Consider the following 23,471-nt stretch of genomic DNA (forward strand, 5'->3'; position numbering starts at 1 on the left):
GTCAGGCCAGCATCTTGGCGATGGTCACCACCAGCGGCAGCGTGATGGCGGCGCCGATGATCTGGATGGTCAGGATCTCGGCAAGGAGCGGCGCGTCCCCGCCCATCTGCCGCGCCAGCACGTAGCCGTTGGGCGCCGACGGCACGGCGGCGGTGATCGCCACCACCACAAGCTCCGTGCCGCTCAGCCCGAACGCCAGCGCCAGGGCGATCGCGATGGCCGGCTTCACCAGCAACTTCAGCGCGAGGCTGGCGAACACGATGGCGCGAGGCCGCTTCAGCCGGTCGAGGATCAGGCCGCCGCCGACCACCAGCAGCCCCAGCGCCAGCGAGGCCTTGCCGAGGATATCGCCGAACTCCACCAGGACGGGCGGCACCGGGACGTGCGTGACATTGAGCAGGGCGCCCGCGGAGCAGGCCCAGATGTACGGATTGCGCGCCAGTTGCTCGGCCACATAGGCGAAGGTGGGCGGGTGGCGGCCGGAGAAGGAGGCGAGCACCAGCACGGCGATGATGTTCACCACCGGGATCATCGCCACCAGCGCCAGCGCTGCGATGGTGATTCCCGCCGCGCCATAGAGGCCGCCCGCCACCGCCAGCACGATGTAGGTGTTCCAGCGCACCGCCCCCTGGAACAGGGAGGTGAAGCCCGGGCCGTCCGCCGCCAGCGCTGCGATCAGCGGCTTGTGCAGGAGAACAATGAGGCCCGAGAGGATCACAACGGTCCCGATGAGCGCGCCGGCAACCGCCACGACATTCACGGTGCTCAGGTCCGCCTTCACCGCGGAGACCACCAGAAGCGCCGGGAACAGCACGAAATAGGTCAGCTTCTCCAGCGCCGCCCAATGGGCCGCATCCTTCAGGAGGATGCGTCGCAGCACGGCGCCAAGGGCGATGACGAGGAAGACCGGCACGAGGGCCGTGAAGATGAGGCTCATGGGGCAGACGCTTACCGTGCCGGCCGTTCGGCGGCAGGCAATTAGTCCTACACGGCGGTGTGAATTCGCCGCGCGCCCGCTTTAGGCCCGGAGCCGGGATAAGAAAAGCGCCATTGTCCCGAAATGGGGCAGGGTCGGCGGCGGGCGGAGAACCTGCCGGGAACAGGAGAGGACCGAATCAGTCTTCGAAGTCGGTTCCCGCCTCGTTCTGTGCGAGGCGGTCGAGGAAGCCGAGCGCCCCGTCGAGGATGAAGGCCGCCGCGTGCTGGTCCACCACCTCGGCCCGTCGCGACCGGCTCATGTCCGCCGAGATCAGCGCCCGCTCGACCGCGACGGTGGACAGCCGCTCGTCCCACAGGGCGATCGGCCGCCCCGCCAGCCGGGCGAAATTGCGGGCGAAGGCCCGGCTCGCCTGCGCGCGGGGACCTTCGGTGCCGTCCATGTTGAGCGGCAGTCCCAGCACGAAGGCCACCGCCCGCCGTTCGTCGGCGAGGGCCACCAGACGCAGGGCCTCGGCGGTGAACTTTGTGCGCTTGACCGTCTCGATCACGGTCGCGATGCGGCGGTCCGGATCGGAGCCCGCGACGCCGATGGTCTTGGTGCCGAGATCAAGCCCGATCAGCGCCCCGCGCGGCGGCAGGAGGGCGGCGATGTCCGCGAGCGGACCGACGGGGGCGGGGAGGGGCGCGTCTACCATGCGTGAGGGGTAGAGGATTTGTGGAGCGGAGCAAGGGGGTAGCCTACCAACCTGTACCAATCCTTGGTATTCTTTGAGGCGGAGCTGACCCATGTCGCGCAACACGTCCGTTTCTCTCGGCGACCATTTCGCCAGTTTCGTCGATCGCCAAGTGGAGGCGGGACGCTATAGTTCGGCCAGCGATGTGGTGCGCGCCGGCCTGCGGCTGCTGGAGGAGCATGAGGCGCGACTCGATGCGCTCCGGTCGGCTCTGGCGGAGGGCGAGGCGAGCGGGCCGGCCCAGCCCTTCGATGTCGAATCTTTCCTCGCCGAGAAGCGGTCCGGCGCGGCCTGACCGCATATGGCGCGCCTTCTCCTGATCCTTACGCCCAAGGCGCGGCAGGATCTCGATTCCATCTGGACGTTCTCGCAAGACCGCTGGGGCACGGCGCAGGCTGAAACCTACGTGAGGCTGCGGTGAAGGCCGGTTATCTGCGCCACGCCGTTGGATCGCACGTGGTCTTTTTCCGGCTCGCAGGTAAAGAAACGCTGGAGGTCGTCCGAATTCTGCACCAACGGATGGAACCTGCCACGCCACCTATGACGGGCCGCCCCCCGCGTCCAAACCCTTCCACCGCGGCATACCCCTTGCTATAGCGGCAGGCAGCTTTTGGGAGCCTACTCATGTCCGTCGATCAGGCGACAGTCCGCCGGGTGGCCCATCTCGCACGCATCGCCGTGCGGGAGGAGGAACTCGGCCATCTTCAGAACGAGCTCAACGCCATCCTCGATTTCGTCGAGCAACTGGCGGATCTCGATGTCTCCGGGGTCGAGCCGCTGACCAGCGTTGTCCCCGTGGAGCTGCCCATGCGGGAAGACGCCGTGACCGACGGAAACTGCCCCGAGAAGGTGCTCGCCAATGCCCCCGACGCCGAGGGTGGCTTCTTTACCGTGCCGAAGGTGGTGGAATGACCAAGCTCACCAAGCTCACCCTCACCCAGGCGCGCGAGGGGCTTGCCCAGGGCGAGTTCACCTCCGTCGAGCTCACCGAGGCCTATCTGAAGGCCATGGAAGAGGCGCGCCCGCTCAACGCCTATGTGCTTGAGACGCCGGAGATCGCCCTCGAGATGGCGAAGGAAAGCGACAAGCGCATCGCTTCCGGCGACACCGGGCATCTGGAGGGCATCCCCCTCGGCATCAAGGACATGTTCGCCACCGAGGGCGTGCGCACCACGGCCTGCTCGAAGATCCTCGAGAATTTCGTGCCGCAGTACGAATCCACCGTCACCTCCCACCTGTGGCGGGACGGGGCGGTGATGCTCGGCAAGCTGAACAACGACGAGTTCGCCATGGGCTCGTCCAACGAGACCTCGGCCTTCGGCCCTGTGGTGTCGCCCTGGCAGCGCGACGGCGACACGACCCCCATCGTGCCCGGCGGCTCGTCCGGTGGCTCGGCGGCGGCGGTGGCGGCCTTCCTGTGCGCCGGCGCGACGGGCACCGATACCGGCGGCTCCATCCGCCAGCCGGCGGCCTTCACCGGCACGGTCGGCATCAAGCCCACCTATGGCCGCTGCTCGCGCTGGGGCATCGTCGCCTTCGCCTCGTCCCTCGACCAGGCCGGCCCCTTCGCCCGCACGGTGAACGATGCGGCGATCCTGCTGCGCTCCATGGCCGGCTACGACCCGAAGGATTCCACCTGCGTCAACCGGCCGGTGCCCGACTATGAGGAGGCGGTCGGCGCCTCCATCAAGGGCAAGAAGATCGGCATTCCGCGCGAATACCGCATGGACGGCATGGCCGACGAGATCGACACCCTCTGGCGCGAGGGTGCCAAGTGGCTGGAAGAGGCCGGCGCCGAGATCGTCGACATCTCGCTGCCCCATACCCAGTACGCTTTGCCGGCCTATTACATCGTGGCGCCCGCGGAAGCCTCGTCCAACCTCGCCCGCTATGACGGCGTGCGCTACGGCGCCCGCGTGCCGGGCAAGGACGTGGTGGAGATGTATGAGAACACCCGCGCGGCCGGCTTCGGCCCCGAGGTGCGCCGGCGCATCATGATCGGCACCTATGTGCTCTCCGCCGGCTATTACGATGCCTATTACCTGCGCGCCCAGAAGATCCGCAGCCTGATCAAGCGCGATTTCGACCTCGCCTTCGCGCAGGGCGTCGACGCGGTGCTGACCCCGGCGACCCCGTCGCCCGCCTTCGGCATCGGCGAGAAGCTGAAGGCCGATCCGGTGGAGATGTATCTCAACGACGTCTTCACGGTGACGGTGAACATGGCCGGCCTGCCGGGCATCTCCGTCCCCGCCGGCCTTTCGGCCGACGGCCTGCCGCTGGGCCTCCAGCTCATCGGCCGGCCGTTCGAGGAAGAGACGCTGTTCTCTCTCGCCGAGGTGATCGAGGAAGCGGCTGGCCGCTTCCCGGTCGAGGATTTGTGGTGGAAGGCCTGAACTGAGCACGCAAGAGAGGTCGGGGCCTAGCCCCGACCTTGCGAATGACGCCCCGCCCGGAGCGGAGCCGGTCCGGTCACGAGTACCCGACCGGCTCCTTTGGTGCGCCCTGGGCGTGACGGAGGGCGGTGAGGCGCCTGCGCAGTGACTTCCGGTGCCGGGAAAACGCCGCGATGAGGCGCGACTGGAAAGTGGCGCCACCCTGTCTCAGCTCGCGATTCTCATCCAGTGCGGCCTTGAAGGCGTGGACGAGGTCATCGGTCGCCGAAAGCACGCGGCGATAGGGGAAGATGCGGGCCAACTCTGGATAGCGCACCTCGCCTTTGCGTTCCACAAAAGGCTGAAGCCTTGCGGTGTGACTGCCCCGATCTGCGCCCAGCGCCTCCGCCAGCCGATCGAGAGCGCGCACCTTTATATCGTCCTCTTCCTTCAGGATGCCGACACCTTCGAGGAGCCTGATCGGCGCGCCCTGGGAAAAGTCTCTTCGAGCGGTCCAGCGCAGATAGCCGGCGATGCCCTTGCTCACCAGTTGAGCTTCCGAGCGAGCGGGAAAATGCGCGAGCTGGACGTTGGGGAGCAGCGTCGATGGCAGGGGTACGTCCCACTTGGTGGCGCCGTGATTGCCGTCGACGATGCCGAATCCACGCTCGGCGGCCAGCCGACCGGGTACGACGACCTTGAAGACATAGGGATCGTGCACCGCCACATGCCGGAGCCGGGTGAGGGGGCAGGGCTCGTCTGGGTCGTCGTGATGGGTCATCACATAATGGCGTGGGTTCAGGCCGCCCACCCGGTACCCTCCAAGGGCAGCGAGATCGGCTTCAAGCACCGAACGGTCCTCCGCGACGACGAACTCGTCGCCATCCAGCGGGAAGATGAAGTCCCAGCTGAAGGTCTTAAGGGCGTGTTCGACCAAAGCCGTCGTGCGCTGACCCTGATGATAAGCCGCCAACGACTTTTCGGAAGTCACCGATATCGGAAGACCTTCGCGGACCAGGATATCCAGGATGCGAGCTGTCTGGTCCGTGCTACCATCATCTACAATGTAAAGTTGATCTAAGAAAAATAGATTATGGCGTACCCAAGCTTCGATGATGTCCGCTTCGTCGCGGACGATGGAGACCCCCGCCAGCCTCATCTGCCCTACTCCTACTAGCCCCGGTGCCCAATCTAAAGGCGGGCGGAGCAGAATTTGGGTACGGCGGTAGCGGGAGCACGGCGGTTTTGGGGGCGAAATGAGGCGCAGATAACTTGGTGTAACAAAGCCTGTCATGACGTATCGGCAGCTTATGGCCGTTGCCTGCAATGTCGCCTAGGGGTACGACACCGACCAGATGGCGGCGCTGCCGCAATGGACCTGACAGCGCGGGCCATCCGCGCACGACGATAGGACGACCATGACCCTTCACACCCGGCCTGCGGAGGCCAAGAAGCTGATTTCCGGCGCCACCGGTGATTGGGAGGTGGTGATCGGCATGGAGGTGCATGCGCAGGTCGCTTCCAATGCCAAGCTGTTCTCCGGCGCCTCCACCGCCTTCGGCGGCGAGCCCAACGATCACGTGTCGCTGGTGGATGCGGCCATGCCCGGCATGCTGCCCGTCATCAACAAGGAGTGCGTGGCGCAGGCGGTCCGCACCGGCCTTGGACTGAAGGCGGAGATCAACCTGCATTCGGTGTTCGACCGGAAGAACTATTTCTATCCGGACCTGCCGCAGGGCTACCAGATCAGCCAGTTCAAGCAGCCCGTGGTGGGCGAGGGCGAGGTGATCGTCGATCTGCTGGACGGCGAGAGCTTCACCGTGGGCATCGAGCGCCTGCATCTGGAGCAGGACGCGGGCAAGTCCATCCACGACCTGTCGCCGACCCTCTCCTTCGTGGACCTCAACCGCTCCGGCGTGGCGCTGATGGAGATCGTCTCCCGCCCCGACCTGCGCTCGGCGGATGAGGCGAAGGCCTATGTGACCAAGCTGCGCACCATCCTGCGCTATCTCGGCACCTGCGACGGCGACATGGAAAAGGGCAACCTGCGCGCCGACGTGAACGTCTCCGTGCGCCGGCCCGGTGGGCCGCTCGGCACGCGCTGCGAGATCAAGAACGTCAATTCCATCCGCTTCATCGGCCAGGCCATCGAGGTGGAGGCGCGGCGCCAGATCGAGATCCTCGAGGACGGCGGCAAGATCGATCAGGAAACGCGCCTGTTCGACCCGAACAAGGGCGAGACGCGGTCCATGCGCTCCAAGGAAGAGGCGCACGACTACCGCTATTTCCCCGACCCGGACCTCCTGCCCCTCGACATCAAGCCCGAGTGGGTGGAGGAGCTGAAAGAGAATCTTCCCGAGCTGCCGGACGAGAAGAAGGCCCGCTTCATCGCCGAATACGGCCTCTCGCCCTACGACGCGGGCGTGCTGGTGGCCGAGCGCGAGACCGCCGACTATTTCGAGCAGGTGGTGGAAGGCGGCGGCGCCAAGCGCGACGGCAAGGCGGCGGCCAACTTCGTCATCAACGAGCTGTTCGGCCGGCTGAACAAGGAGGGGAAGGACATCACCTCCTCGCCCGTCACGCCCCAGCAGATCGGCGCCATCCTGGACCTGATCGGGGAGGGCACCATCTCCTCCAAGATCGCCAAGGATCTGTTCGAGATCATCTTCACCGAGGGAGGCGACCCGCGCGTGGTGGTCGAGGCCCGCGGCATGAAGCAGGTGACGGACACCGGTGCCATCGAGAAGGTGGTGGACGAGATCATCGCCGCGAACCCGGACAAGGTGGCCCAGGTGCAGGCCAAGCCCACCATGCTCGGCTGGTTCGTCGGCCAGGCCATGAAGGCCTCCGGCGGCAAGGCGAACCCGCAGGCGCTGAACGATATCCTGAAGGCGAAGCTCGGGATCTGAGGGCGTGGTCTCTCTGAGGGGAGCGCGGTAGTTGCCGCCGCGCCGCTCGCACTCCCTCTCCCCTTGCGGGAGAGGGCTGGGGTGAGGGGTGTCTCGCCCTTTCCCCCAGCAGCTGGAAGGCGGCACCACCTCTCCCCCCCCCCCCCAGCCCCTCTCCCGCAAGGGGAGAGGGGAGTCATCAGCTCCCCCTCAGACGAGCGGTTCGCCCACCACCGTCGGCCCGAATACCTCCTCGAACGCCACCCGCATCACCGCATCCACCTCGGCCATCGTCACCGGCAGGCCGAGGTCGGCAAGGCTGGTGACGCCGTGCTCGCGCACGCCGCAGGGGACGATGCCGCCGAAGTGGCTGAGGTCCGGCTCCACGTTCAGCGAGATGCCGTGGAACGTCACCCAGCGGCGCACGCGGATGCCGATGGCGGCGATCTTGTCCTCCCCGCCGCCCTTCCGCCTGACCCATACCCCCACCCGGTCCTCCCGCCGCTCACCGGTGACGTTGAAGGCGGAAAGGGTGCCGATGATCCAGGCTTCCAGGGCGCTCACATAACGCCGCACGTCCGCCGAGCGGCGCTTGAGGTCGAGCATCACATAGGCCACCCGCTGGCCGGGGCCGTGATAGGTGAACTGGCCGCCCCGGCCCGTCTCGTAGACCGGGAATCGCGCGTCCACGAGGTCTTCCGGCCGCGCGCTGGTGCCGGCGGTATAGAGCGGGGGATGCTCCAGCAGCCACACGCATTCCGCCGCCGTGCCCTCGGCGATGGCGGCCGCGCGTGCTTCCATCGCCGCGAGAGCCTCCGGATAGGGCACGAGAGCGTCGCTCACCACCCACTCTACCGGGGGAGCGGAAGAATCGAGCGGGCGGAAGTCAGTTTCAAGGCTGGCGCGGGGAACGGTGGGGGTGGGGGCGCTGGCGTTCATGCGAACTGCTTTAATCCATCCGCACGGTGGGTCCAGCCCCCGCCGTCTCAGGGTTCGCGGAACCGTCATCCACAGGCCGCAGCACGAGCGGCGCGTTACCTTTGCCGGGCACTTGTGGCGGCACATTCGATCTGTTAGACGATGGCCCCCGGCCGGAAGCGGTCCTCTCCCGAGGAACCTTGAGGCCGGTGCCATCCCTGACTGCGGTCGTGGCGGAATTGGTAGACGCGCTAGCTTGAGGTGCTAGTGGGGAGACCCGTGGAGGTTCGAGTCCTCTCGTCCGCACCAGGTTGATCTGGCTTTTGAAAAAGGCCCTTGCCGGATTTCGGCGAGGGCCTTTTTCGTTTTCGAGCCTGTCGCCGGTCAGAGCCGGGAGACCACCCGCAGCAGCACGAGGCTGCTCGCGACGATGAGGAGCGCGCCGATGCACGTGTCGGCGGCAGATCGCGCCTTCAGATAAAGCCGGCGGGCGGGCGGGGCGGAAAAGAGGACGGCGAGCAGGCCGAACCATCCGGCCGCCACCGAAAACACCAGCACCGGACTGGCAAACATCGCTCCCCGGCCGGCCGCGGCGGCGAGCAGCCCGCCGGACGCCAGGAAGAACGACAGCGATACGGGGTTGGTGACCGCGGTTAGGAAGCCGAGGCGAAACGCCTCGCGTCCGGTCCGGTGGACGGTGGTCTGGGGCGTCGGTCCCGAACGGCCGCGCAGCGTCCACACCTCCAGCAGGCAGCTGATTCCGGCGCGCAGCAGAAGGACGGCGTAGAGCAGGCAAAACACCAGCTGCAGCCGGCCCAGATCACCCGAAGGGTCAATCCCGCTCAACCGGCCGAGACAGATGACCACGGTGGTGACATTGACCGTTGCACCGGCGGAGACACCGAGGGCGGCGGCCAGTCCGATGGGCCGGCCGGCGAGGCTGGCGCGGCTGACCACCAGGAAGTTCGCACCCGGGACCAAAACCATGGCCGCGTAGGTGCCTGCGAAGACCAGAAGGGCAGAGGGAATTTCGTCGGACATGCCGTCGTCTCCGCGGTTCGTGCGGAGGCATATGCACACCCCGGTGCCACAAGCGCTTCCCTCAAACGCTGGATGCGGCCGCGATAGGCGGACCGCGCCTTACGCGTGCGCCTTCGGCATCATGTGGACGATGGTGTAGCCGTTCTGCTTCAGGGCCTTGAGGAAGGCGGGAATCATCGCCGCTGTATAGGGCTTGGTGTCGTGGAACAGCACGATGCCGCCGCCTGTCGCCTCCAGCCGCTTCATCACGAGATCCAGCTCGGCCTCCGGCGTCATCACGTTCCAGTCGCTGGCCCACAGGTCCGCGCCGAATACGACGATGCCCTTTCGCTCCAGATATTCGAGGAGCTGCGGCGTCGAGGCGAATCCCGGGAAACGGAAGAAGGGCACGCGGGGCGCCGCCCCGGCCGCGCCATAAGCCGCCGCGTCATCGGAGGCCATCCCGCGCTCGATCTCCTTCACCGCCGCGTCGAAGGGGATCTTCGCCAAGGTCGCGGCGGGATGGGTCATGGTGTGGTGGGCGACGGTGTGGCCCTCCGCCAGCTCCCGCTTCACCAGTTGCGGCCGGGCGCGGGCATTCTCGCCGATGAGGAAGAAGGTGGCGCGCACGCATTCCGCCTTCAGCGCATCGAGCACGGCGGCGGTGGTGGTCGGCCATGGTCCGTCATCGAAGGTCAGCACGACCTCCTTCGGCGCCAGCGGCAAGGTATCCGGGAAGGACTTCTTGCCGACACGCAGGCCCTTGGGGTCGACCTCCATCACCCGCCCCGTTCCCAACGCCTCCGGCCCGCAGGCGAGCGCAGGGCCGGGCGCGCAGAGGAGGAGCGCGGCCGCGGCCAGAAGAAGGCGCCGTGCGTGGGCCGGCTGCTTCATTCCCACCTCCCGCGTCAGCCTTGGGGGAACGGCCAGGCCGGGCTCTGGCCCACCTGCCCGCGATGGCGGAGGAGGTGGTCGGCGAGCACGCACCACACCATGGCCTCGCCCACCGGCACGGCGCGGATGCCGACGCACGGGTCGTGCCGGCCCTTGGTGAAGATATCTGTCTCTTGTCCGCTGCGGTCCACGGTCTGGCGCGGCGTGAGGATGGAGGAGGTGGGCTTCACCGCGAAGCGCGCGACGATGGGGGCGCCGGTGGAGATGCCGCCGAGGATGCCGCCCGCGTGGTTGGCGAGGAAGTGCGGCCGCCCCTCGTTGCCGAGGCGCATCTCGTCCGCATTCTGCTCGCCGGTGAGGCGGGCGGCGTTGAAGCCCTCGCCGATTTCCACGCCCTTGGCGGCATTGATGCCCATGAGAGCGGCGGCAAGGTCTCCGTCCAGCTTGGCATAGAGCGGCGCGCCGAGGCCCGGGGGAACGCCTTCGGCCACCACCTCCACCACCGCGCCCACCGAGGAGCCGGCCTTGCGGATGCCGTCGAGATAGTCCTCGAACAGCGGCACGGTGCCGGGGTCCGGGCAGAAGAAGGGGTTGTTGCCCACTTCGTCCCAGTCCCAACGGGACCGGTCGATCTCGATCTCGCCGATGCGCACCACGGCCCCGCGCACGGAGACGCCGGGCAGCACCTTGGCGGCGATGGCGCCGGCCGCGACCCGCGTCGCCGTCTCCCGCGCCGAGGACCGTCCGCCGCCGCGATGGTCGCGGATGCCGTACTTGATGTCGTAGGTGAAGTCCGCATGGCCGGGGCGGTAGGCGCCGGCGATGTCGGCATAATCCTTGGACCTTTGGTCCACGTTCTCGATCAGCAGCGCGATGGGCGTGCCGGTGGTGACGAGGCCGCCCTCCGGATGGGGCAGGGTGCCGGACAGCACCTTCACCTCGTCCGGCTCGCGGCGCTGGGTGGTGAAGCGCGACTGGCCGGGGCGCCGCCGGTCGAGGGCCGCCTGCACCTCCTCGATGGAGAAGCGCAAATTGGGCGGGCAGCCATCCACCACGCAGCCGATGGCGACCCCGTGGCTTTCGCCGAAGGTGGTCACGCGGAACATGTGGCCGAAGGTGTTGAACGACATGGCGCCTTTAGTCCTCGTACTGCTCCGGGCTCAATAAACGAGGACGGCCGGCAAGGGAACGAGGAAGGGTCGCCGCCGCCCACCGCGCATTTGTGGCTCCGGCGTCACACAGGAAGGGCATCCTGTGCTATGACGTGCGCCGACGGAGCACCACACCCCCGCCATGCCTCTACTCGAAATCCTGATCGTCCTCGTCCTCGTTCTCATCAACGCCGTTCTCGCAGCAGCGGAATTGTCGATCGTCTCGTCTCGCCCCGCGCGGCTGAAGACGCTGGCCGATCGCGGGAACAAGGGGGCCAAGGCGGCCATACGGCTGGCGGAAGACCCCGGCCGCTTCCTCTCCACCGTTCAGATCGGAATCACCCTCATCGGCATCCTGGCCGGCGCCTTCTCCGGCGCCAGCCTCGGTGATCTCCTGGGCGAGACGCTGCGGGAGGCCGGACTGCCCACCAGTGTCGCGCACCCGCTGGGCTATACGGCTGTGGTGGTGGCCATCACCTATGTGTCGCTGGTGATCGGCGAACTCATCCCCAAGCGGCTCGCGCTTCAGAATGCGGAGCCTCTGGCCTGCATTCTCGCGCCCCTCATGATCGGGCTCTCCAAGGTGTCGGCGCCCATGGTGTGGCTGCTCGATGCCTCGACCCGCGCGGTGCTGACCCTGCTCGGCCGGGGCGGCAGCCGCTCCAGCTCGGTCACCGACGAGGAAATCCGCGCCATCATCACCGAAGCCGAGACGGCGGGCGTCATCGACCCCGCCGAACGGCGCATGATCTCCGGCGTGATGCGCCTCGCCGACCGCCCGGTGACGGCCATCATGACCCCCCGGCCGGACGTGGAGTGGGTGGACATCTCCAAGGATGCGGAGGAGGTGCGCCACGTTCTCCTCACCACGCCCCACTCGCGCCTGCCAGCCTGCGACGGATCGCCCGAGGAGACCATCGGTGTCATCCAGGCCAAGCGCGTGCTCGACGCCTATCTGAAGGGCGAGCGCCCCGACCCGCGGCAATATGTGCAGACGGTGCCGTTCATCGTGGAAAACGTGGGCGCCCTGGAGGCCATGCGCGTGCTGCGCGGCGCCGAGGTGCCCATGGCCATCGTGGTGGACGAGTACGGCGACATGGCCGGCGTGGTGACGGGCTACGACCTGCTCCTCGCCATCACCGGATCGGTTGAGGCCAGCCATGAGCCGGGCGATGCGCATGTGGAGCGCAACGTGGTCGAGCGCCACGACGGCAGCTATCTGGTGGCCGGCGACACGCCGGTGGACGAACTGCGCGACCTGCTGGACGTCGCCCTCCCGATCGACGAGGGCTTCCACACGGTCGCCGGCTTCGCCCTCTCCCACCTCAAGGAACTCCCCGAGGAGGGCGAGGTCTTCACGGCGCTGGGATGGCGGTTCGAGATCGTCGACATGGACGGCCGCCGCATCGACAAGCTTCTCGTCTCGCGGCCCCACGTGCTGCACCGGCAGGAAGTGGCGGGGCAGGGCTGAGGCCCCGCCCTCCTGTTGCTTCGGGCCCTGGCTTTTCAGTCCCGCCGGGCGAGGGAGCGCAGGAAACCCTCGTATTCCTCGGTCAGCTCCATATCCACGCCGAACGCATTCTTCAGCAGGATGTTGGCGATGAAGGGCTGATCGTTGCGCTTCTCTTCGAGCGTTTCGCGCAGGACCGGCACGGTGTCCTCGATATGCTTGAGGAAGGCGATGCCCTTCTCCAGCGTCTCGGTCCATTTGGCGCGGTGCCACAGGGCCAGCGGGTACATGATCTCGTGGACGAAGTTGGACTTGCGGGCCTTCTCGAAGAAGCGCAGGCCCGCGCTCCAGTTCTCCTTGGAGCGCAGCGGCGGGGGCGGGATGTCGCCCAGCAGCATCTTCTTGCCGGCCTGTCCCACGAAATCCTCGAGCGTGATGGGCGTCTCGATGTTGGTGCGGAAGTGCCAGAGGGCGAAGTTGCCCGGATACTCCTTGCCCCAGGCGTCGATGAAGGCGGCCTCCACCTTGTCGACCGCCGCCTTGTCGCCTTTCAGCGCGGCCGTCATGCAGAAGGCGAACATGGCGTCGTTGGCGACATTGTGCACGCCGCCGTTGGCAAGGTCGGCCGGGCTGAGGGTGGGGGTCTTGCCATCAGCCGGAACCGTCGCATCGCCGGCGCGCAGGGCGGTGATGAATTTGGTGATTTCCAGCCAGCCCATGTAGTGGGCGATGAAGGCGTCCGGATCCACATGGACGATGGCGAGGTTGAGCGGCATCTTCCGCTTCTGCAGTTCGGCCATGTCGGTCATGAAAAGTCCCCCCGGGGCTCGGGTGAAAAGGCGTCAACAAACGACCCTGCCCGTCGCGTTCGCGACACGGGCGCCGGGTCTACCGGTTTGACGCAGCAAGAAAAATGCCAAGGGGAAATATGTGGACGGACAGCGCGGAAGCTCAGTCCGCGACTTCGAAGCCGCCGCGGGAGACCACGTAGACCGCTCCCTGCCGCACGGGCAGATTGGAGGCTTCGGCTTCCGGCATCCCGGCCTTCACGTGCAGCAGTGCGCGGATGACGCCGCCGTGGGTAACGATGACGGCGTCATCCTCGATCTCGGCGCAGGCCGCGCCGACGCGCTCGCACAGGGTGCGATAGCTTTCGCCGCCGGGGGGCGCGAAGTTCCAGGGATCGAGATCGCGCCGGCGCACGGCATCATGGTCGCGGCGGCGTAGCTCGGGCCAGGTCTGGCCCTCCCATATGCCGAAGGAGATTTCAGCGAAGCGGATGTCGGTCTTGAAGTCGCTGACAGGCAGATCGAGGCCGGTGCGCAGGATGCGCATGGTCTCCACGGCCCGCGACAGGGGGCTGGAGACATAGGCCAAGGCGCGCGTGTCTCCCGCCAGCTGGGCGAGCACGCGTCCGACCTGGCCCGCCTGGATGCGGCCGAGCGTGTTCAGCGGCACGTCGCGGCGCCCCTGGAGCCGGCCCACCACATTCCAGTCGGTCTCGCCATGGCGGACGAGGAAAAAGCGTCGCGTCGTCATCTCTCTCCGGCCCGCCCTGTCGGGCGCGGCGTCGCTCACCGCGGCGGAATCGTGATTACGTGGTCGTACCACTCGCCGCGCGGCGGGTAGGTCACGCGCAGCTTGATGGTCGAGCCCGGCGCCGCCTTGCCCTTGTAGCTCACGATGAGCCCCTTGGCCGGCTGGCCGACGCACTTGGTGGTGCGCCCGCCATCGATTCCCGTGGCGACGAAACGGCCATACTGGATGCCGACCTTGCCGCCGGGCGGGGCGGAGAGGACCTGGATGGTCGGAATCTGCGTCTGCTGGCAATTGTAGTCGGAAGTGCCGGCGGCGAAGAGCGCGCTGCGGCTGCCGCCGCCCCCGATCATGAAGCTGACGCCGCTCTCGTAGGGCGTCACATAGTCCGGGAAGATCGCGCCGCCCGGGCCGAACACGCGGTCGCGGAACGGATACTGCTCGAAGGTCGGCGGGCTCTGCGCCAGCGCCGCACCGGCAGACACGAGCAGTCCCGCGGAGACGGCAACGGCGAGGGCGAAACGGGAGGCCCGGGAATCAAGCGCCGTCATGGTTTGTCTCCTTTGTGGGCGCGCGCCGTGTTCAATCGCGGACGAGGGCGAGGTCCGGCGCGTCGGGATGCTTCATGCCCACAATATGGTACCCGGCATCCACATGATGCACCTCGCCGGTCACACCACGCGACAAATCGGAGAGGAGGTAGACGCCCGCGTCGCCAACCTCATCGGTGGTGACGGTGCGGCGCAGCGGCGAGTTCAGCTCGTTCCACTTCAGGATGTAGCGGAAGTCGCCGATGCCCGAGGCGGCCAGCGTCTTGATGGGGCCGGCGGAGATGGCGTTCACGCGGATCGCCTTGGGGCCGAGGTCAGCGGCCAGATACCGCACGCTGGCCTCCAGCGCCGCCTTGGCCACGCCCATGACGTTGTAGTGGGGCATCCACTTTTCCGCGCCGTAGTAGGTGAGCGTGATGAGGGAGCCGCCATTGGTCATCAGCTTTTCCGCCCGCTGCGCAACAGCGGTAAAGGAGTAGCAGGAGATGAGCATGGTCTTGGTGAAATTGTCCGCCGTGGTTTCCACATAGCGGCCGTCCAGCTCGTCCTTGTTGGAGAAGGCGATGCAATGGATGACGAAATCGAGGGTGCCGAACAGGCGCTCGGTCTCGGCGAAGACGGCATCCAGCGTCTCGGGCTCGGTGACGTCGCAGTGGCCGACCAGATGACCGCCCAGTTCCGCCGCCAGCGGCTCCACCCGCTTCCTCAGCGCCTCGCCCTGATAGGTGAGGGCGAGCTCGGCGCCATGGGCCCGCGCCGACTTGGCGATTCCGTAGGCGATGGATCGGTTGTTGGCGACACCGAGAATCAGCCCGCGCTTGCCCTTCAGAAGACCGCTCGCGAAACCGTCCGTCGCCATAGACCCCACTCCACATGCTCAAGCTATTGAAACCCATGATGTCGGCCAGTGGACGCACCATGGGCGCGCTTCCTATGGCATGGGGCCATCCACCGTTCAAGCGAAGCTGGCGCGTCGCCCCCCTTGCATCGCCCGAGAGCGGATGCTAGATGCGGCGCCTCTGGATCGGAGTGTAGCGCAGTCTGGTAGCGCACCACGTTCGGGACGTGGGGGTCGCAGGTTCAAATCCTGCCACTCCGACCAGATGAAAATCCGGCCAGGCCGGAGACCCTGTCCCCCATCATCTCGATGATTGTTCGCCGCCCCCGGGCGCGCCGAAGCACGCGTCACACCCCGCGGATTCTTTCTGCTGCGGGAGGTTGCGTAGGGCATCTTTTACCGTCGCATGGTAGACGGGTGCCATGTTGTCCCGCCTTCTCCGCCGCACTCCCGCGCTCGTTCCGGACCGAATCGTGAGCCTTGGTTCGGTGTGCGAGGTGGCCTATCAGGTGCGACGCCTCTCCCGGTCCGAGCGGGCCTATCCCTTTGACTGGTGGGTCACGCCGCTCGGTAGCGTCCTCAAGGTGTTGGAGGTCGGTGCCCCTGCGGTGTTCGAGGCCGCGAATCTCATGAAGGTTCCCGACTATGGAGGCAGCCGCGCCCTCTATTCGCGCCTGTCCGGCACCGTTCACCGCCACGAGTTTCCGGCGGTCGAGGACTATCTCGCCCTCGACGAGGCGGAGATGGCCAGGCGGCTGATTCCCAAATACGAGGCGCTGCAGGCCCGGCTGGTGGACGACTGCGCCGAAGGCACGACCCTCTTCGTGCGCAAGTGCCTGCCGCAGCACGATCCAAAGGACGAAGGGCTGGAGGAGACCATCGATCACCTCCATGCCGCGCTCGCCACAGACCCGCGGCTGCTGCTCCTGGACTATGCGCCGGTTCGACCCCGTCCGTGGCTTGTGACGGCGTCGGTGCCCCGCTTGCGCGACCACAACGATCTCGGCTCCGAGCGCGGATGGAATCGAACCTTCCGGGCGCTGGGGATCGCCTGTCGATCGGGCAAAAAGTTCCGATTCGACGATCTGATCGAGACGTTCGAATCGCCCTCGCCCTGATTCGCTTGCCCCGTCACGCGCTCCCGCGCAGTCGCCAGGCGGCGACGGCGAAGAGGGTGCAGGCGAGGGTCGCGAACAGGGCGAGGCCGTGCGGGTGGGCCTGCATGGCAAATCCCGCTCCCAGAGGGCCGACGAGCGCACCGAGGCCCCAGAACAGGCCGGAGACCGCATAGATGCCCACGAGGTCGCCGCCCTTGAAGCGGCTGCCCACCAGCGTGATCATGATGGTGTAGATGCCGACGAAGGCACCGCCCCAGATGAACAGCAGGGCATAGGTCGCCACGGCATTCCCCAGCGCCAGCGGCCAGATCGCCGCTCCGACCGCCGAGATGACCGCGAGCAGGATCACCAGCCTGCGGCGGTCCATGATGTCGCCGAGCCAGCCGATGGGCAGTTGCAGCAGGATGGCGCCGATCATCATCACCGACATCAGCCTTGTCGCATGCTCCTCCGCCCAGCCGAGCCCCACCGCATAAAGCGCGAGGAAGGAGAGGCCGGCGGTCTCGATGGTGGCATTCAGCATGGTCGCCGACAGGGCCAGCGGCGCGAGTCGCACGAAGCGCAGCGGATTGCTGATGGTCGGCTCGTCGAAATGCGGCGCGATCACCCTAGGCGATGCCACGAACAGCGCCGCGACCAGCGCCACGCCTGCACCCAGCAGATAGGGCAAGGCCCCCTCGGTGCCGACCAGGGAGAGAATCAGCGGACCGAGGGCGAGGCCGACCGACATGGCGGCGGTGTAGGCCGCCATGGAGCGGGCGCGGGTGTTCTCGGTCGAGAGCGCGTTGATCCAGGTCTCGGACGTGACGAACAGCGCCTCCGCCGCCATGCCGAGGAACAGGCGGAGCACGAACCAGAGCCAGATGGCCGGCATGACCGGGAAGGCGGCGAGCGCCAGTGCCGAGACAGCGATGGCGAGGAGAATCAGCCGGCGGGGGCCGAGCAGGGCCACCATCCGCGGCAGGATGACCGCCGTCGCCAGCACCCCGACGGCGTGCATGGCGGCATTGGCACCGATCACGGTTTCACTGAGGCCGCGGGCGGCCAGATCGAACGCGATGAGCGGGGCGGTCAGGGAATAGGTGAGGCCGAAGACCATGGCCGTCGCGATCACCGCGCCGCGCGCGAGCACGGTGGATGTGTCGGGAAGGGCTGGGGGGATCGGCTCGCTGCTTTCGGGGGTCACGGATGGGCTGGCCCCGCAGCCTCGGCGCGTTGGCGCACAGGAGGGGTGGTGCCGGCGCGTCCCGCTGCGAAGCGGCGCAGGAAGTCCCTCAGCCGGTCCGCGAAGGGCGGCGGCGCCGGCTCGACGATCCGCTTCATCGTGAGGGCGTAGTCGAGCACGAGGCCGGGCGTCCAGCTCATGGCCTCCGCCCGGGAGCGGATGTAGGCGGCCGCCCAGACGTCCGGGTTGAACATGAGGGAGGCCACCCGCAGCCAGGGCATCCGCGTCGCGAGGCACCCTTCCAACGCCGAATCGAGCGCGGCGGCTACCGCGACCGAACAATTGCGGTCGGTGAGGTTGTAGGTGTCCACCTGACGGTAGCCGGCCCAGAAGGCCATGAGCCGCCGCGTGTCGAATCGGGTGAACTCCACCTTCTGGTCGGCCTCGCACCAGTTGGCGCATTCGTAGGCGTAGGACGGCTGGAAGCGGCCCTTCACGTCGTTCTCCGCCGTGGCGCGCAGGATGCGGGCGAATTCATCCGGCGGATGCTCGATCTCCTCCGCCGGATAATGGCTGATGTAGAGATCCGGCTTCAGCTCGAGCGAGGCGTGACCGGTGGAAATCGCACCGTTGCGGTCCACCGCCGCGATGTAGCGGTCGAACACCGGGTGGTGGTCCTTCACGTCGGCGGAGCCGGTGGGGGTCCACACGCGCACGGTCATGGGGCCTTCCCAGGGGGGAAGGGGGCCTGTGTCGTCCACGATCACCGGCGCGTTCTCGTACCAGTCGCGGCCGCCATAGATGGGCAGGCTCAGGATGGCCACTTCGGCGAGGTGGGCTCTGAGCATCAGGCTCGCCCGCAGCATGATCCAGCCGGACATCAGCGTGAGCATGGCCACCGCGAGCGGCACCTTGAGTTCATGCGCGAGGGGCCAGTGGCTGCCGATGAACAGCGCCAGAAAAAGTTCAACACCCCCCACCGCCGCGGTCGAACGCCACATGCGGAACCGGACCACCGCCGCGGTGGCGATGCGGGCCGCTCCGTCCACGAGAAAGGCGGTGCCGAACAGAAGGGACAACGCCATTCCGTTATGGGAGGGGTAATCGAGGATGAAGGTGCCCAGGAACACAAGCGCGGCCGCGCGGCCGAGCGCCAGCAGCCGGCTGCGCGTGCCCGAGAAGGCGAAGGCCGTCAGGAGCCCCAGCAGGCCCTCGAACACGAAGACGCCCCCGAACACCTGAGTCGCTACCGACATGGTGCCGTCCATGGCGTCGATTAGGATCAGGGAGGCGACGAAAAACAGCACGGCCGCGAGCAAGGTGAGCACCCACCAGCGGTCGCGCAATGCACGGGCTCCCACAAGCAGGAAGGCAAGCTTAACCATGGCGGGGCGAGGATCACTCAGCGGAAACCGTCGCAGGATGACGGTAAAGGGATCAAGAACGCAAGTCGTCCGCGCCGGTCGGGGGCTGGCTTTCGGAACTTCGCGGTGGGTCTCGTGTTCCGCTTAAGGACGCAAAACCATCGAGAGGTATTTCAATGACGAACGCCGACATGGATCGACTGAAGTCCGATGCGTCGGGCAACACGGGCCTCAGCGCGGTCCTCGCCGAGGCGGTGGAGGGCTTTTCCTCCACCGACGATGCGGTGCGCTTCCTCGCCTCTCGCGGATTCGAGGTGACGGCATCCGACCTCGCCGCCGCCGCCAGCGACGCTGAGACGCCGGCGGAAGCGGAGGAATCGGAAGACGCTGAAGAGGACGGCTACGTCGCGCTGATGCGCTTCGTCCGGCAGTCCTGAGGTGTCACAGGATGGTGCCGTGGAGGAACAGCCATGCCACCGAGAAATAGATCACGATGCCGGTCACATCGACCAGCGTCGCGATGAAGGGCGCAGACGCGGAGGCGGGGTCGAAGCCGAGGCGCTTCAGTAGGAACGGCATCAGCGAGCCGGCCAGCGAGCCGAAAGTGACGATGCCGATCAGCGCGGCGCCGATGGTCACCGCCAGCAGCTTCCAGTACTGGCCATAGTCAAACAATCCCGTCTGCTGCCAGACGACGATGCGGATGACGCCGATCACACCCAGGATGGTACCGAGCGTGATGCCGGTGGGCAGTTCGCGCAGCGCGACGCGCCACCAGTCGCGCAGTCGCACCTGATGCAGCGCAAGGGCACGGATGATGAGGGAGGTCGCCTGAGAGCCCGAGTTGCCGCCCGAACTCATCACCAGCGGGATGAACAAAGCCAGCACGATGGCCTTCTCCAATTCGTCGGAGAAGAACTGCATCGCGCTCGCCGTGAACATTTCGGAGATGAACAGGATGCACAGCCAGCCCGCGCGCTTCTTGATCATCTCCTTGAAGGAGATTTCGAGATAGGGCTCGTCGATGGCCTCCATGCCGCCCATGCGCTGGACGTCCTCGGTCTGCTCTTCGATCATGGCGTCGATCACGTCGTCGACGGTCACGATGCCGAGGACATGGCCGGTCGTGTCCACCACGGGCACGGCGAGGAAGTCGTACTTGGAGATGGTGCGCGCCACATCCTCCTGCGGCAGGTTCGCCGGCACGGTGATTGGGGTGTAGGGGTTCGCGACCGACAGGATCGAATCATCCGGATTGCCGGAGATCAACCGGCGCAACGACACCGTGTTCACCAGCCGGCGGGTGCCGGGTGCCAGAACGTAGATCGCGTAGACCGTCTCGCGACTGCGTTCCACCTCGCGGATATGGTCGAGGGTCTGCTGCACGGTCCAGTTGGACGGCACCGAGACGAACTCTGTGGTCATCAGCGCGCCGGCCGTGCCCTCCGGATAGGTCAGCAGGTGGTCGATGGCCACCTGCGCCTCGGGGCTGAGCGCGTCCCTGAGTCGCCCCTTGGCCGGCTCCTCGATCCAGCGCAGCACATCGGCGGCGCGGTCGGCGGACATGCCTTCGAGGATGCCGACTGCCTTCTCCTGCGGCAGCGCCTCGATGACCTCGCACGCATCGTGAAACTGCGGCTGGTCAAGCACCTCAACCGCCCATTTTAGCGGCATATGCGAAACCACGCCGGTCGCTTCCTCGGCGGTCTTGCCATTCAGGAATTCGACGATGTCAGCGACGTGCTCGTGCCCGAGCCGCGATGCGATAGCCGCGTCGGTCATATGGGTGTGTCCCGGTTCGAGGGGATGTGCAAGCTGGATCGGCCCTGTCAAAAGCAAGGTGCCGGTCGAGCCGACCCATATCGGATAATCGCCATTTGATACAAGGGGATGAAACGCGGCCGGGACAACCGGCCACGTTGCCCTTTCGGCACGCCTTTACGTCACCTGCCTCGCCGGAGCGAAGGCCGCCTCAGGTGGGGGCGAAGGTGCCGTCGTCGCCGAGAAGCTCGAGGCGGCCCGTCGCCACGCCGAAATAGGCGCCGTGCAACTTGAGGTCGCCTTCCGCAACCCGCTCGGCGACCCAGGGGAAGCCGGCGAGGTTGGCGAGGGAGAGCTTGACGCAGCATTGCTCGCAGAAGCGCTGGCGCTCGTCCGGCGGAAGCCTGGCGTCTTCGGCCATGAGCCGCGCCGGCTCGGCGATCTTCATCCAGTCGGCGACGAAATCCTCTGCGCCGGGAGGGGCGCCATCGAGCAGGGCGTGGATGCCGCCACACTGGGCGTGGCCGAGCACCACCACCTGCTTCACCTTCAGCACCCGCACCGCGAACTCGATGGCCGCCGAAGTGCCGTGATAATTGGCGTCGGGCATGAACGGCGGGACGAGGTTGGCGACGTTGCGCACCACGAACATCTCGCCTGGGCCGGCGTCGAAGATCATCTGCGGATCGACGCGGCTGTCCGAGCAGGCGATGACAAGCGTTTCCGGCTTCTGGCCGCGCGCCGCCAGCCGCTCGAACAGCAGCTTGCGTTCGGGCCATGCCACTTCCCGAAACCGTTTGTAGCCGGAGATCAGATCGTCCACGCCATCGCTCCCTTCGCTTACTCGGCCACGGAAGTCTGAGCGCGCCTGACAAGTCAAGAGCATGCCGCGCGGAACCGGAGTTCGCCTTGCCACGTTCTCATCGCGACGCCTTGAAAACGTGTGGAGCCAAGGACATGCGCGGAATTCTACTTTGGATCATGGGTGTTCCGATCTCGGTTATCGTCCTCCTGTACCTCTTCAACTTCCTCTGAGGCTGGAGCTGGGCGTGGCGATTGTTGCGCCCGGCGTTTCCAGGATGCCGCGCAGAGTAGAGAAGGGCGTGAATTGCGCCCGGCCCGCTGATTAATCGCTGCGCAGATGGCTTCCGAAGGAAGTCTCGTTGTGGCAGGGCGCGGGGGCGCGTGCTGAAGTACAAAATTACCCTTTCGAGCCCTTGCATGCATCGCGCGCTGCTGTTGGTGCAAATTTAGCCATTTGCAATTCGCCATTCTGCCCAATCGATAGGCATTCACGCCAGCCTCGCTCTCATGGGCATAGGCTGGACTGGAGCGAGGTATTGCGTGGCGCCTGCCCGTCTGGCGCCGCCTGCCTTGGCACGCGCCTTGCTCACTCTCCACTGGTCGGCCCGCTCGGGCCGTCGGAATAGGGGAGAGAGCGCATGCTCGGTTTGCTGGGACGGACGACCAGGAGGGGATTCGGAGCGCTTGCCGCTGCCGCCGTCGTCGCAGGCACGATGGGTGTGGGCGCGGCACGGGCCGAAGACACCATCAAGGTCGGCATCCTGCATTCACTGTCGGGCACCATGGCCATCAGCGAGACCACGCTGAAGGACGTGATGCTCATGCTCATCGAAGAGCAGAACAAGAAGGGCGGCCTCCTCGGCAAGAAGCTTGAGGCCGTGGTGGTGGACCCGGCCTCCAACTGGCCGCTGTTCGCCGAGAAGGCCCGCGAGCTGATCACCAAGGACAAGGTCGCGGCCGTGTTCGGCTGCTGGACCTCGGTGTCCCGCAAGTCCGTGCTCCCGGTGTTCAAGGAGCTGAACAACATCCTCTTCTACCCCGTGCAGTACGAGGGTGAGGAGAGCGAGCGCAACGTGTTCTACACCGGCGCTGCGCCGAACCAGCAGGCCATCCCGGCGGTGGACTACCTCGCCAACGAGGAGAAGGTCGAGCGCTGGGTGCTCGCGGGCACGGACTATGTCTATCCCCGCACCACCAACAAGATCCTTGAAGCCTATCTGAAGTCCCGCGGCGTGAAGGCCGAGGACATCATGATCAACTACACGCCGTTCGGTCATTCCGACTGGCAGACCATCGTCTCCGACATCAAGAAGTTCGGCTCTGCCGGCAAGAAAACCGCCGTGGTGTCCACCATCAACGGTGACGCCAACGTGCCCTTCTACAAGGAGCTGGCCAACCAGGGCATCAAGGCGACCGACATCCCGGTCGTGGCCTTCTCGGTGGGCGAGGAAGAACTCGCCGGCATCGACACCAAGCCGCTCCTCGGCCACCTCGCGGCCTGGAACTACTTCATGTCCATCGACACGCCCGAGAACAAGGCGTTCATCGAGAAGTGGCACGCCTTCACCAAAAACCCGAAGCGCGTCACCAACGACCCGATGGAAGCCCACTACATCGGCTTCAACATGTGGGTGAAGGCGGTGGAGAAGGCCGGCACGACCGATCCGGACAAGGTGATCGCCACCCTGCCGGGCATCCAGCAGGCCAACCTCACGGGCGGCGTCTCGCAGATGCTGCCGAACCACCACATCACCAAGCCGGTCTTCATCGGTGAGATCAAGGACAACGGCCAGTTCGACGTGGTGTGGAAGACCAAGGACCTGATCCCCGGCGAAGCCTGGTCCAAGTACCTCGAAGGTTCGAAGAACCTTGTTGCCGACTGGGTCAAGTACAATTGCGGCAACTACGACACCACCACGAACAAGTGCCTGGGCGCCGCAGCGAAGTAAGCGGCTGCCATTGCGCGGG

25 protein-coding genes and 2 tRNA genes are annotated in these 23,471 nt (G+C 66.5%); 12 read left to right on the top strand and 15 right to left on the bottom strand.

All coding sequences use genetic code 11. The features are described from left to right. Position 1: 1 nt before the first annotated feature. Positions 2 to 937, bottom strand: a complete 936-nt coding sequence (locus XAN126_RS0112520; RefSeq protein ID WP_024278939.1) for an AEC family transporter — start codon at positions 935 to 937, stop codon at positions 2 to 4. Positions 938 to 1,115: 178 nt separating this feature from the next. After that, positions 1,116 to 1,634, bottom strand: coding sequence for a Holliday junction resolvase RuvX (ruvX, locus tag XAN126_RS0112525; RefSeq protein ID WP_024278940.1), 519 nt, complete (start codon positions 1,632 to 1,634; stop codon positions 1,116 to 1,118). Positions 1,635 to 1,725: 91 nt separating this feature from the next. On the opposite strand from ruvX, the gene XAN126_RS0112530 reads away from it, so the two are divergent. Genes XAN126_RS0112530 through gatA form a run of 5 tightly spaced genes read left to right on the top strand, consistent with a single transcriptional unit; the run spans position 1,726 to position 4,066 of the window. Then, the gene (locus tag XAN126_RS0112530) at positions 1,726 to 1,968 is read left to right on the top strand and encodes a type II toxin-antitoxin system ParD family antitoxin (RefSeq protein ID WP_024278941.1); all 243 of its coding nucleotides are present in this window, start codon (positions 1,726 to 1,728) and stop codon (positions 1,966 to 1,968) included. 6 nt (positions 1,969 to 1,974) lie between these two features. Further along, entirely contained in the window at positions 1,975 to 2,094 is a 120-nt protein-coding gene (locus XAN126_RS29025; protein WP_245272249.1) for a type II toxin-antitoxin system RelE/ParE family toxin, read from the top strand. A 35-nt stretch (positions 2,095 to 2,129) separates the two neighbouring features. Beyond that, positions 2,130 to 2,270, top strand: coding sequence for a hypothetical protein (locus XAN126_RS29030; protein WP_245272374.1), 141 nt, complete (start codon positions 2,130 to 2,132; stop codon positions 2,268 to 2,270). 27 nt (positions 2,271 to 2,297) lie between these two features. Beyond that, positions 2,298 to 2,585, top strand: coding sequence for an Asp-tRNA(Asn)/Glu-tRNA(Gln) amidotransferase subunit GatC (gatC, locus tag XAN126_RS0112540; protein ID WP_024278942.1), 288 nt, complete (start codon positions 2,298 to 2,300; stop codon positions 2,583 to 2,585). Beyond that, positions 2,582 to 4,066, top strand: coding sequence for an Asp-tRNA(Asn)/Glu-tRNA(Gln) amidotransferase subunit GatA (gene gatA, locus XAN126_RS0112545; protein ID WP_024278943.1), 1,485 nt, complete (start codon positions 2,582 to 2,584; stop codon positions 4,064 to 4,066). The genes gatC and gatA overlap by 4 nt, the downstream gene beginning before the upstream one ends. A gap of 76 nt (positions 4,067 to 4,142) precedes the next feature. Here the strand turns inward: gatA and XAN126_RS27165 are convergent, their stop codons facing one another. Continuing rightward, positions 4,143 to 5,204 carry a glycosyltransferase family 2 protein gene (locus XAN126_RS27165; RefSeq protein WP_024278944.1) on the bottom strand — a complete coding sequence of 354 codons (1,062 nt, stop codon included), beginning with the start codon at positions 5,202 to 5,204 and terminating at the stop codon, positions 4,143 to 4,145. A 259-nt stretch (positions 5,205 to 5,463) separates the two neighbouring features. On the opposite strand from XAN126_RS27165, the gene gatB reads away from it, so the two are divergent. After that, entirely contained in the window at positions 5,464 to 6,954 is a 1,491-nt protein-coding gene (gene gatB / locus XAN126_RS0112555; protein WP_024278945.1) for an Asp-tRNA(Asn)/Glu-tRNA(Gln) amidotransferase subunit GatB, read from the top strand. A gap of 189 nt (positions 6,955 to 7,143) precedes the next feature. Here the strand turns inward: gatB and lipB are convergent, their stop codons facing one another. After that, complete coding sequence (lipB, locus tag XAN126_RS0112560) at positions 7,144 to 7,872, bottom strand: lipoyl(octanoyl) transferase LipB (protein ID WP_024278946.1); 729 nt, start codon at positions 7,870 to 7,872, stop codon at positions 7,144 to 7,146. Positions 7,873 to 8,075: 203 nt separating this feature from the next. On the opposite strand from lipB, the gene XAN126_RS0112565 reads away from it, so the two are divergent. Continuing rightward, positions 8,076 to 8,160: transfer RNA gene (locus XAN126_RS0112565), tRNA-Leu, on the top strand. A 75-nt stretch (positions 8,161 to 8,235) separates the two neighbouring features. Here XAN126_RS0112565 and XAN126_RS0112570 read toward each other — a convergent pair. The 3 genes from XAN126_RS0112570 to aroC form a co-directional block, all read right to left on the bottom strand. Further along, a complete protein-coding gene (locus tag XAN126_RS0112570; RefSeq protein ID WP_024278947.1) occupies positions 8,236 to 8,892 on the bottom strand; it encodes a LysE family transporter in 657 nt (218 codons plus the stop codon). A 99-nt stretch (positions 8,893 to 8,991) separates the two neighbouring features. Then, positions 8,992 to 9,765 carry a polysaccharide deacetylase family protein gene (locus XAN126_RS0112575; protein ID WP_024278948.1) on the bottom strand — a complete coding sequence of 258 codons (774 nt, stop codon included), beginning with the start codon at positions 9,763 to 9,765 and terminating at the stop codon, positions 8,992 to 8,994. A gap of 14 nt (positions 9,766 to 9,779) precedes the next feature. Then, on the bottom strand, positions 9,780 to 10,895 hold the full coding sequence (aroC, locus tag XAN126_RS0112580) for a chorismate synthase (protein ID WP_024278949.1): 1,116 nt from the start codon (positions 10,893 to 10,895) through the stop codon (positions 9,780 to 9,782). A 163-nt stretch (positions 10,896 to 11,058) separates the two neighbouring features. Here aroC and XAN126_RS0112585 point away from each other — a divergent pair, with 163 nt between their 5' ends. Further along, the gene (locus XAN126_RS0112585) at positions 11,059 to 12,387 is read left to right on the top strand and encodes a hemolysin family protein (protein ID WP_024278950.1); all 1,329 of its coding nucleotides are present in this window, start codon (positions 11,059 to 11,061) and stop codon (positions 12,385 to 12,387) included. A gap of 35 nt (positions 12,388 to 12,422) precedes the next feature. Here the strand turns inward: XAN126_RS0112585 and XAN126_RS0112590 are convergent, their stop codons facing one another. The 4 genes from XAN126_RS0112590 to fabI all read right to left on the bottom strand — a co-directional run bounded on the left by XAN126_RS0112590 (position 12,423) and on the right by fabI (position 15,312). Continuing rightward, entirely contained in the window at positions 12,423 to 13,175 is a 753-nt protein-coding gene (locus tag XAN126_RS0112590; protein ID WP_024278951.1) for a hypothetical protein, read from the bottom strand. Positions 13,176 to 13,317: 142 nt separating this feature from the next. Continuing rightward, a complete protein-coding gene (locus XAN126_RS0112595; protein WP_024278952.1) occupies positions 13,318 to 13,905 on the bottom strand; it encodes a histidine phosphatase family protein in 588 nt (195 codons plus the stop codon). A gap of 35 nt (positions 13,906 to 13,940) precedes the next feature. After that, positions 13,941 to 14,453, bottom strand: a complete 513-nt coding sequence (locus tag XAN126_RS0112600) for a hypothetical protein (RefSeq protein ID WP_024278953.1) — start codon at positions 14,451 to 14,453, stop codon at positions 13,941 to 13,943. A 31-nt stretch (positions 14,454 to 14,484) separates the two neighbouring features. Further along, positions 14,485 to 15,312 carry an enoyl-ACP reductase FabI gene (gene fabI / locus XAN126_RS0112605; protein WP_024278954.1) on the bottom strand — a complete coding sequence of 276 codons (828 nt, stop codon included), beginning with the start codon at positions 15,310 to 15,312 and terminating at the stop codon, positions 14,485 to 14,487. A 166-nt stretch (positions 15,313 to 15,478) separates the two neighbouring features. Here fabI and XAN126_RS0112610 point away from each other — a divergent pair. Beyond that, a tRNA-Pro gene (locus XAN126_RS0112610) sits at positions 15,479 to 15,555 on the top strand. Positions 15,556 to 15,764: 209 nt separating this feature from the next. Beyond that, positions 15,765 to 16,409, top strand: a complete 645-nt coding sequence (locus tag XAN126_RS0112615) for a DUF1796 family putative cysteine peptidase (RefSeq protein ID WP_197024033.1) — start codon at positions 15,765 to 15,767, stop codon at positions 16,407 to 16,409. A gap of 13 nt (positions 16,410 to 16,422) precedes the next feature. Here XAN126_RS0112615 and XAN126_RS0112620 read toward each other — a convergent pair whose 3' ends face one another. After that, on the bottom strand, positions 16,423 to 17,508 hold the full coding sequence (locus XAN126_RS0112620; RefSeq protein WP_081762838.1) for an MFS transporter: 1,086 nt from the start codon (positions 17,506 to 17,508) through the stop codon (positions 16,423 to 16,425). Between the two features lie 83 nt (positions 17,509 to 17,591). Next, complete coding sequence (locus XAN126_RS0112625; RefSeq protein WP_024278957.1) at positions 17,592 to 18,959, bottom strand: hypothetical protein; 1,368 nt, start codon at positions 18,957 to 18,959, stop codon at positions 17,592 to 17,594. Positions 18,960 to 19,114: 155 nt separating this feature from the next. Here XAN126_RS0112625 and XAN126_RS0112630 point away from each other — a divergent pair, with 155 nt between their 5' ends. Continuing rightward, the gene (locus tag XAN126_RS0112630) at positions 19,115 to 19,375 is read left to right on the top strand and encodes a hypothetical protein (protein WP_024278958.1); all 261 of its coding nucleotides are present in this window, start codon (positions 19,115 to 19,117) and stop codon (positions 19,373 to 19,375) included. Positions 19,376 to 19,379: 4 nt separating this feature from the next. On the opposite strand, the gene mgtE is transcribed toward XAN126_RS0112630, so the two are convergent. After that, positions 19,380 to 20,720: a magnesium transporter gene (gene mgtE / locus XAN126_RS0112635; RefSeq protein WP_024278959.1), complete on the bottom strand. Its 1,341-nt coding sequence runs from the start codon at positions 20,718 to 20,720 to the stop codon at positions 19,380 to 19,382. 190 nt (positions 20,721 to 20,910) lie between these two features. Beyond that, positions 20,911 to 21,522 (bottom strand): carbonic anhydrase, encoded by a 612-nt coding sequence (locus XAN126_RS0112640; RefSeq protein ID WP_024278960.1) that lies wholly within the window; start codon positions 21,520 to 21,522, stop codon positions 20,911 to 20,913. A 619-nt stretch (positions 21,523 to 22,141) separates the two neighbouring features. Here XAN126_RS0112640 and urtA point away from each other — a divergent pair. Then, positions 22,142 to 23,452 carry an urea ABC transporter substrate-binding protein gene (gene urtA, locus XAN126_RS0112645; RefSeq protein WP_024278961.1) on the top strand — a complete coding sequence of 437 codons (1,311 nt, stop codon included), beginning with the start codon at positions 22,142 to 22,144 and terminating at the stop codon, positions 23,450 to 23,452. Positions 23,453 to 23,471 lie beyond the last annotated feature (19 nt).

It is taken from the genome of Xanthobacter sp. 126 (assembly GCF_000526175.1).
In the GTDB taxonomy this organism is placed as follows: domain Bacteria; phylum Pseudomonadota; class Alphaproteobacteria; order Rhizobiales; family Xanthobacteraceae; genus Xanthobacter; species Xanthobacter aminoxidans.

Bases quoted from the DNA above. Each gene is read 5' to 3' on its own strand.
- XAN126_RS0112595 (WP_024278952.1), bottom strand. From the start codon at position 13,905: ATGACGACGCGACGCTTTTTCCTCGTCCGCCATGGCGAGACCGACTGG.
- XAN126_RS0112530 (WP_024278941.1), top strand. From the start codon at position 1,726: ATGTCGCGCAACACGTCCGTTTCTCTCGGCGACCATTTCGCCAGTTTC.
- gatA (WP_024278943.1), top strand. From the start codon at position 2,582: ATGACCAAGCTCACCAAGCTCACCCTCACCCAGGCGCGCGAGGGGCTT.
- XAN126_RS0112630 (WP_024278958.1), top strand. From the start codon at position 19,115: ATGACGAACGCCGACATGGATCGACTGAAGTCCGATGCGTCGGGCAAC.
- XAN126_RS0112625 (WP_024278957.1), bottom strand. From the start codon at position 18,959: ATGGTTAAGCTTGCCTTCCTGCTTGTGGGAGCCCGTGCATTGCGCGAC.
- XAN126_RS0112570 (WP_024278947.1), bottom strand. From the start codon at position 8,892: ATGTCCGACGAAATTCCCTCTGCCCTTCTGGTCTTCGCAGGCACCTAC.
- XAN126_RS0112620 (WP_081762838.1), bottom strand. From the start codon at position 17,508: ATGGTCTTCGGCCTCACCTATTCCCTGACCGCCCCGCTCATCGCGTTC.
- XAN126_RS0112590 (WP_024278951.1), bottom strand. From the start codon at position 13,175: ATGACCGACATGGCCGAACTGCAGAAGCGGAAGATGCCGCTCAACCTC.
- XAN126_RS27165 (WP_024278944.1), bottom strand. From the start codon at position 5,204: ATGAGGCTGGCGGGGGTCTCCATCGTCCGCGACGAAGCGGACATCATC.
- XAN126_RS29025 (WP_245272249.1), top strand. From the start codon at position 1,975: ATGGCGCGCCTTCTCCTGATCCTTACGCCCAAGGCGCGGCAGGATCTC.
- XAN126_RS0112600 (WP_024278953.1), bottom strand. From the start codon at position 14,453: ATGACGGCGCTTGATTCCCGGGCCTCCCGTTTCGCCCTCGCCGTTGCC.
- XAN126_RS0112585 (WP_024278950.1), top strand. From the start codon at position 11,059: ATGCCTCTACTCGAAATCCTGATCGTCCTCGTCCTCGTTCTCATCAAC.
- fabI (WP_024278954.1), bottom strand. From the start codon at position 15,312: ATGGCGACGGACGGTTTCGCGAGCGGTCTTCTGAAGGGCAAGCGCGGG.
- XAN126_RS0112520 (WP_024278939.1), bottom strand. From the start codon at position 937: ATGAGCCTCATCTTCACGGCCCTCGTGCCGGTCTTCCTCGTCATCGCC.
- gatB (WP_024278945.1), top strand. From the start codon at position 5,464: ATGACCCTTCACACCCGGCCTGCGGAGGCCAAGAAGCTGATTTCCGGC.
- gatC (WP_024278942.1), top strand. From the start codon at position 2,298: ATGTCCGTCGATCAGGCGACAGTCCGCCGGGTGGCCCATCTCGCACGC.
- mgtE (WP_024278959.1), bottom strand. From the start codon at position 20,720: ATGACCGACGCGGCTATCGCATCGCGGCTCGGGCACGAGCACGTCGCT.
- lipB (WP_024278946.1), bottom strand. From the start codon at position 7,872: ATGAACGCCAGCGCCCCCACCCCCACCGTTCCCCGCGCCAGCCTTGAA.
- ruvX (WP_024278940.1), bottom strand. From the start codon at position 1,634: ATGGTAGACGCGCCCCTCCCCGCCCCCGTCGGTCCGCTCGCGGACATC.
- XAN126_RS0112575 (WP_024278948.1), bottom strand. From the start codon at position 9,765: ATGAAGCAGCCGGCCCACGCACGGCGCCTTCTTCTGGCCGCGGCCGCG.
- urtA (WP_024278961.1), top strand. From the start codon at position 22,142: ATGCTCGGTTTGCTGGGACGGACGACCAGGAGGGGATTCGGAGCGCTT.
- aroC (WP_024278949.1), bottom strand. From the start codon at position 10,895: ATGTCGTTCAACACCTTCGGCCACATGTTCCGCGTGACCACCTTCGGC.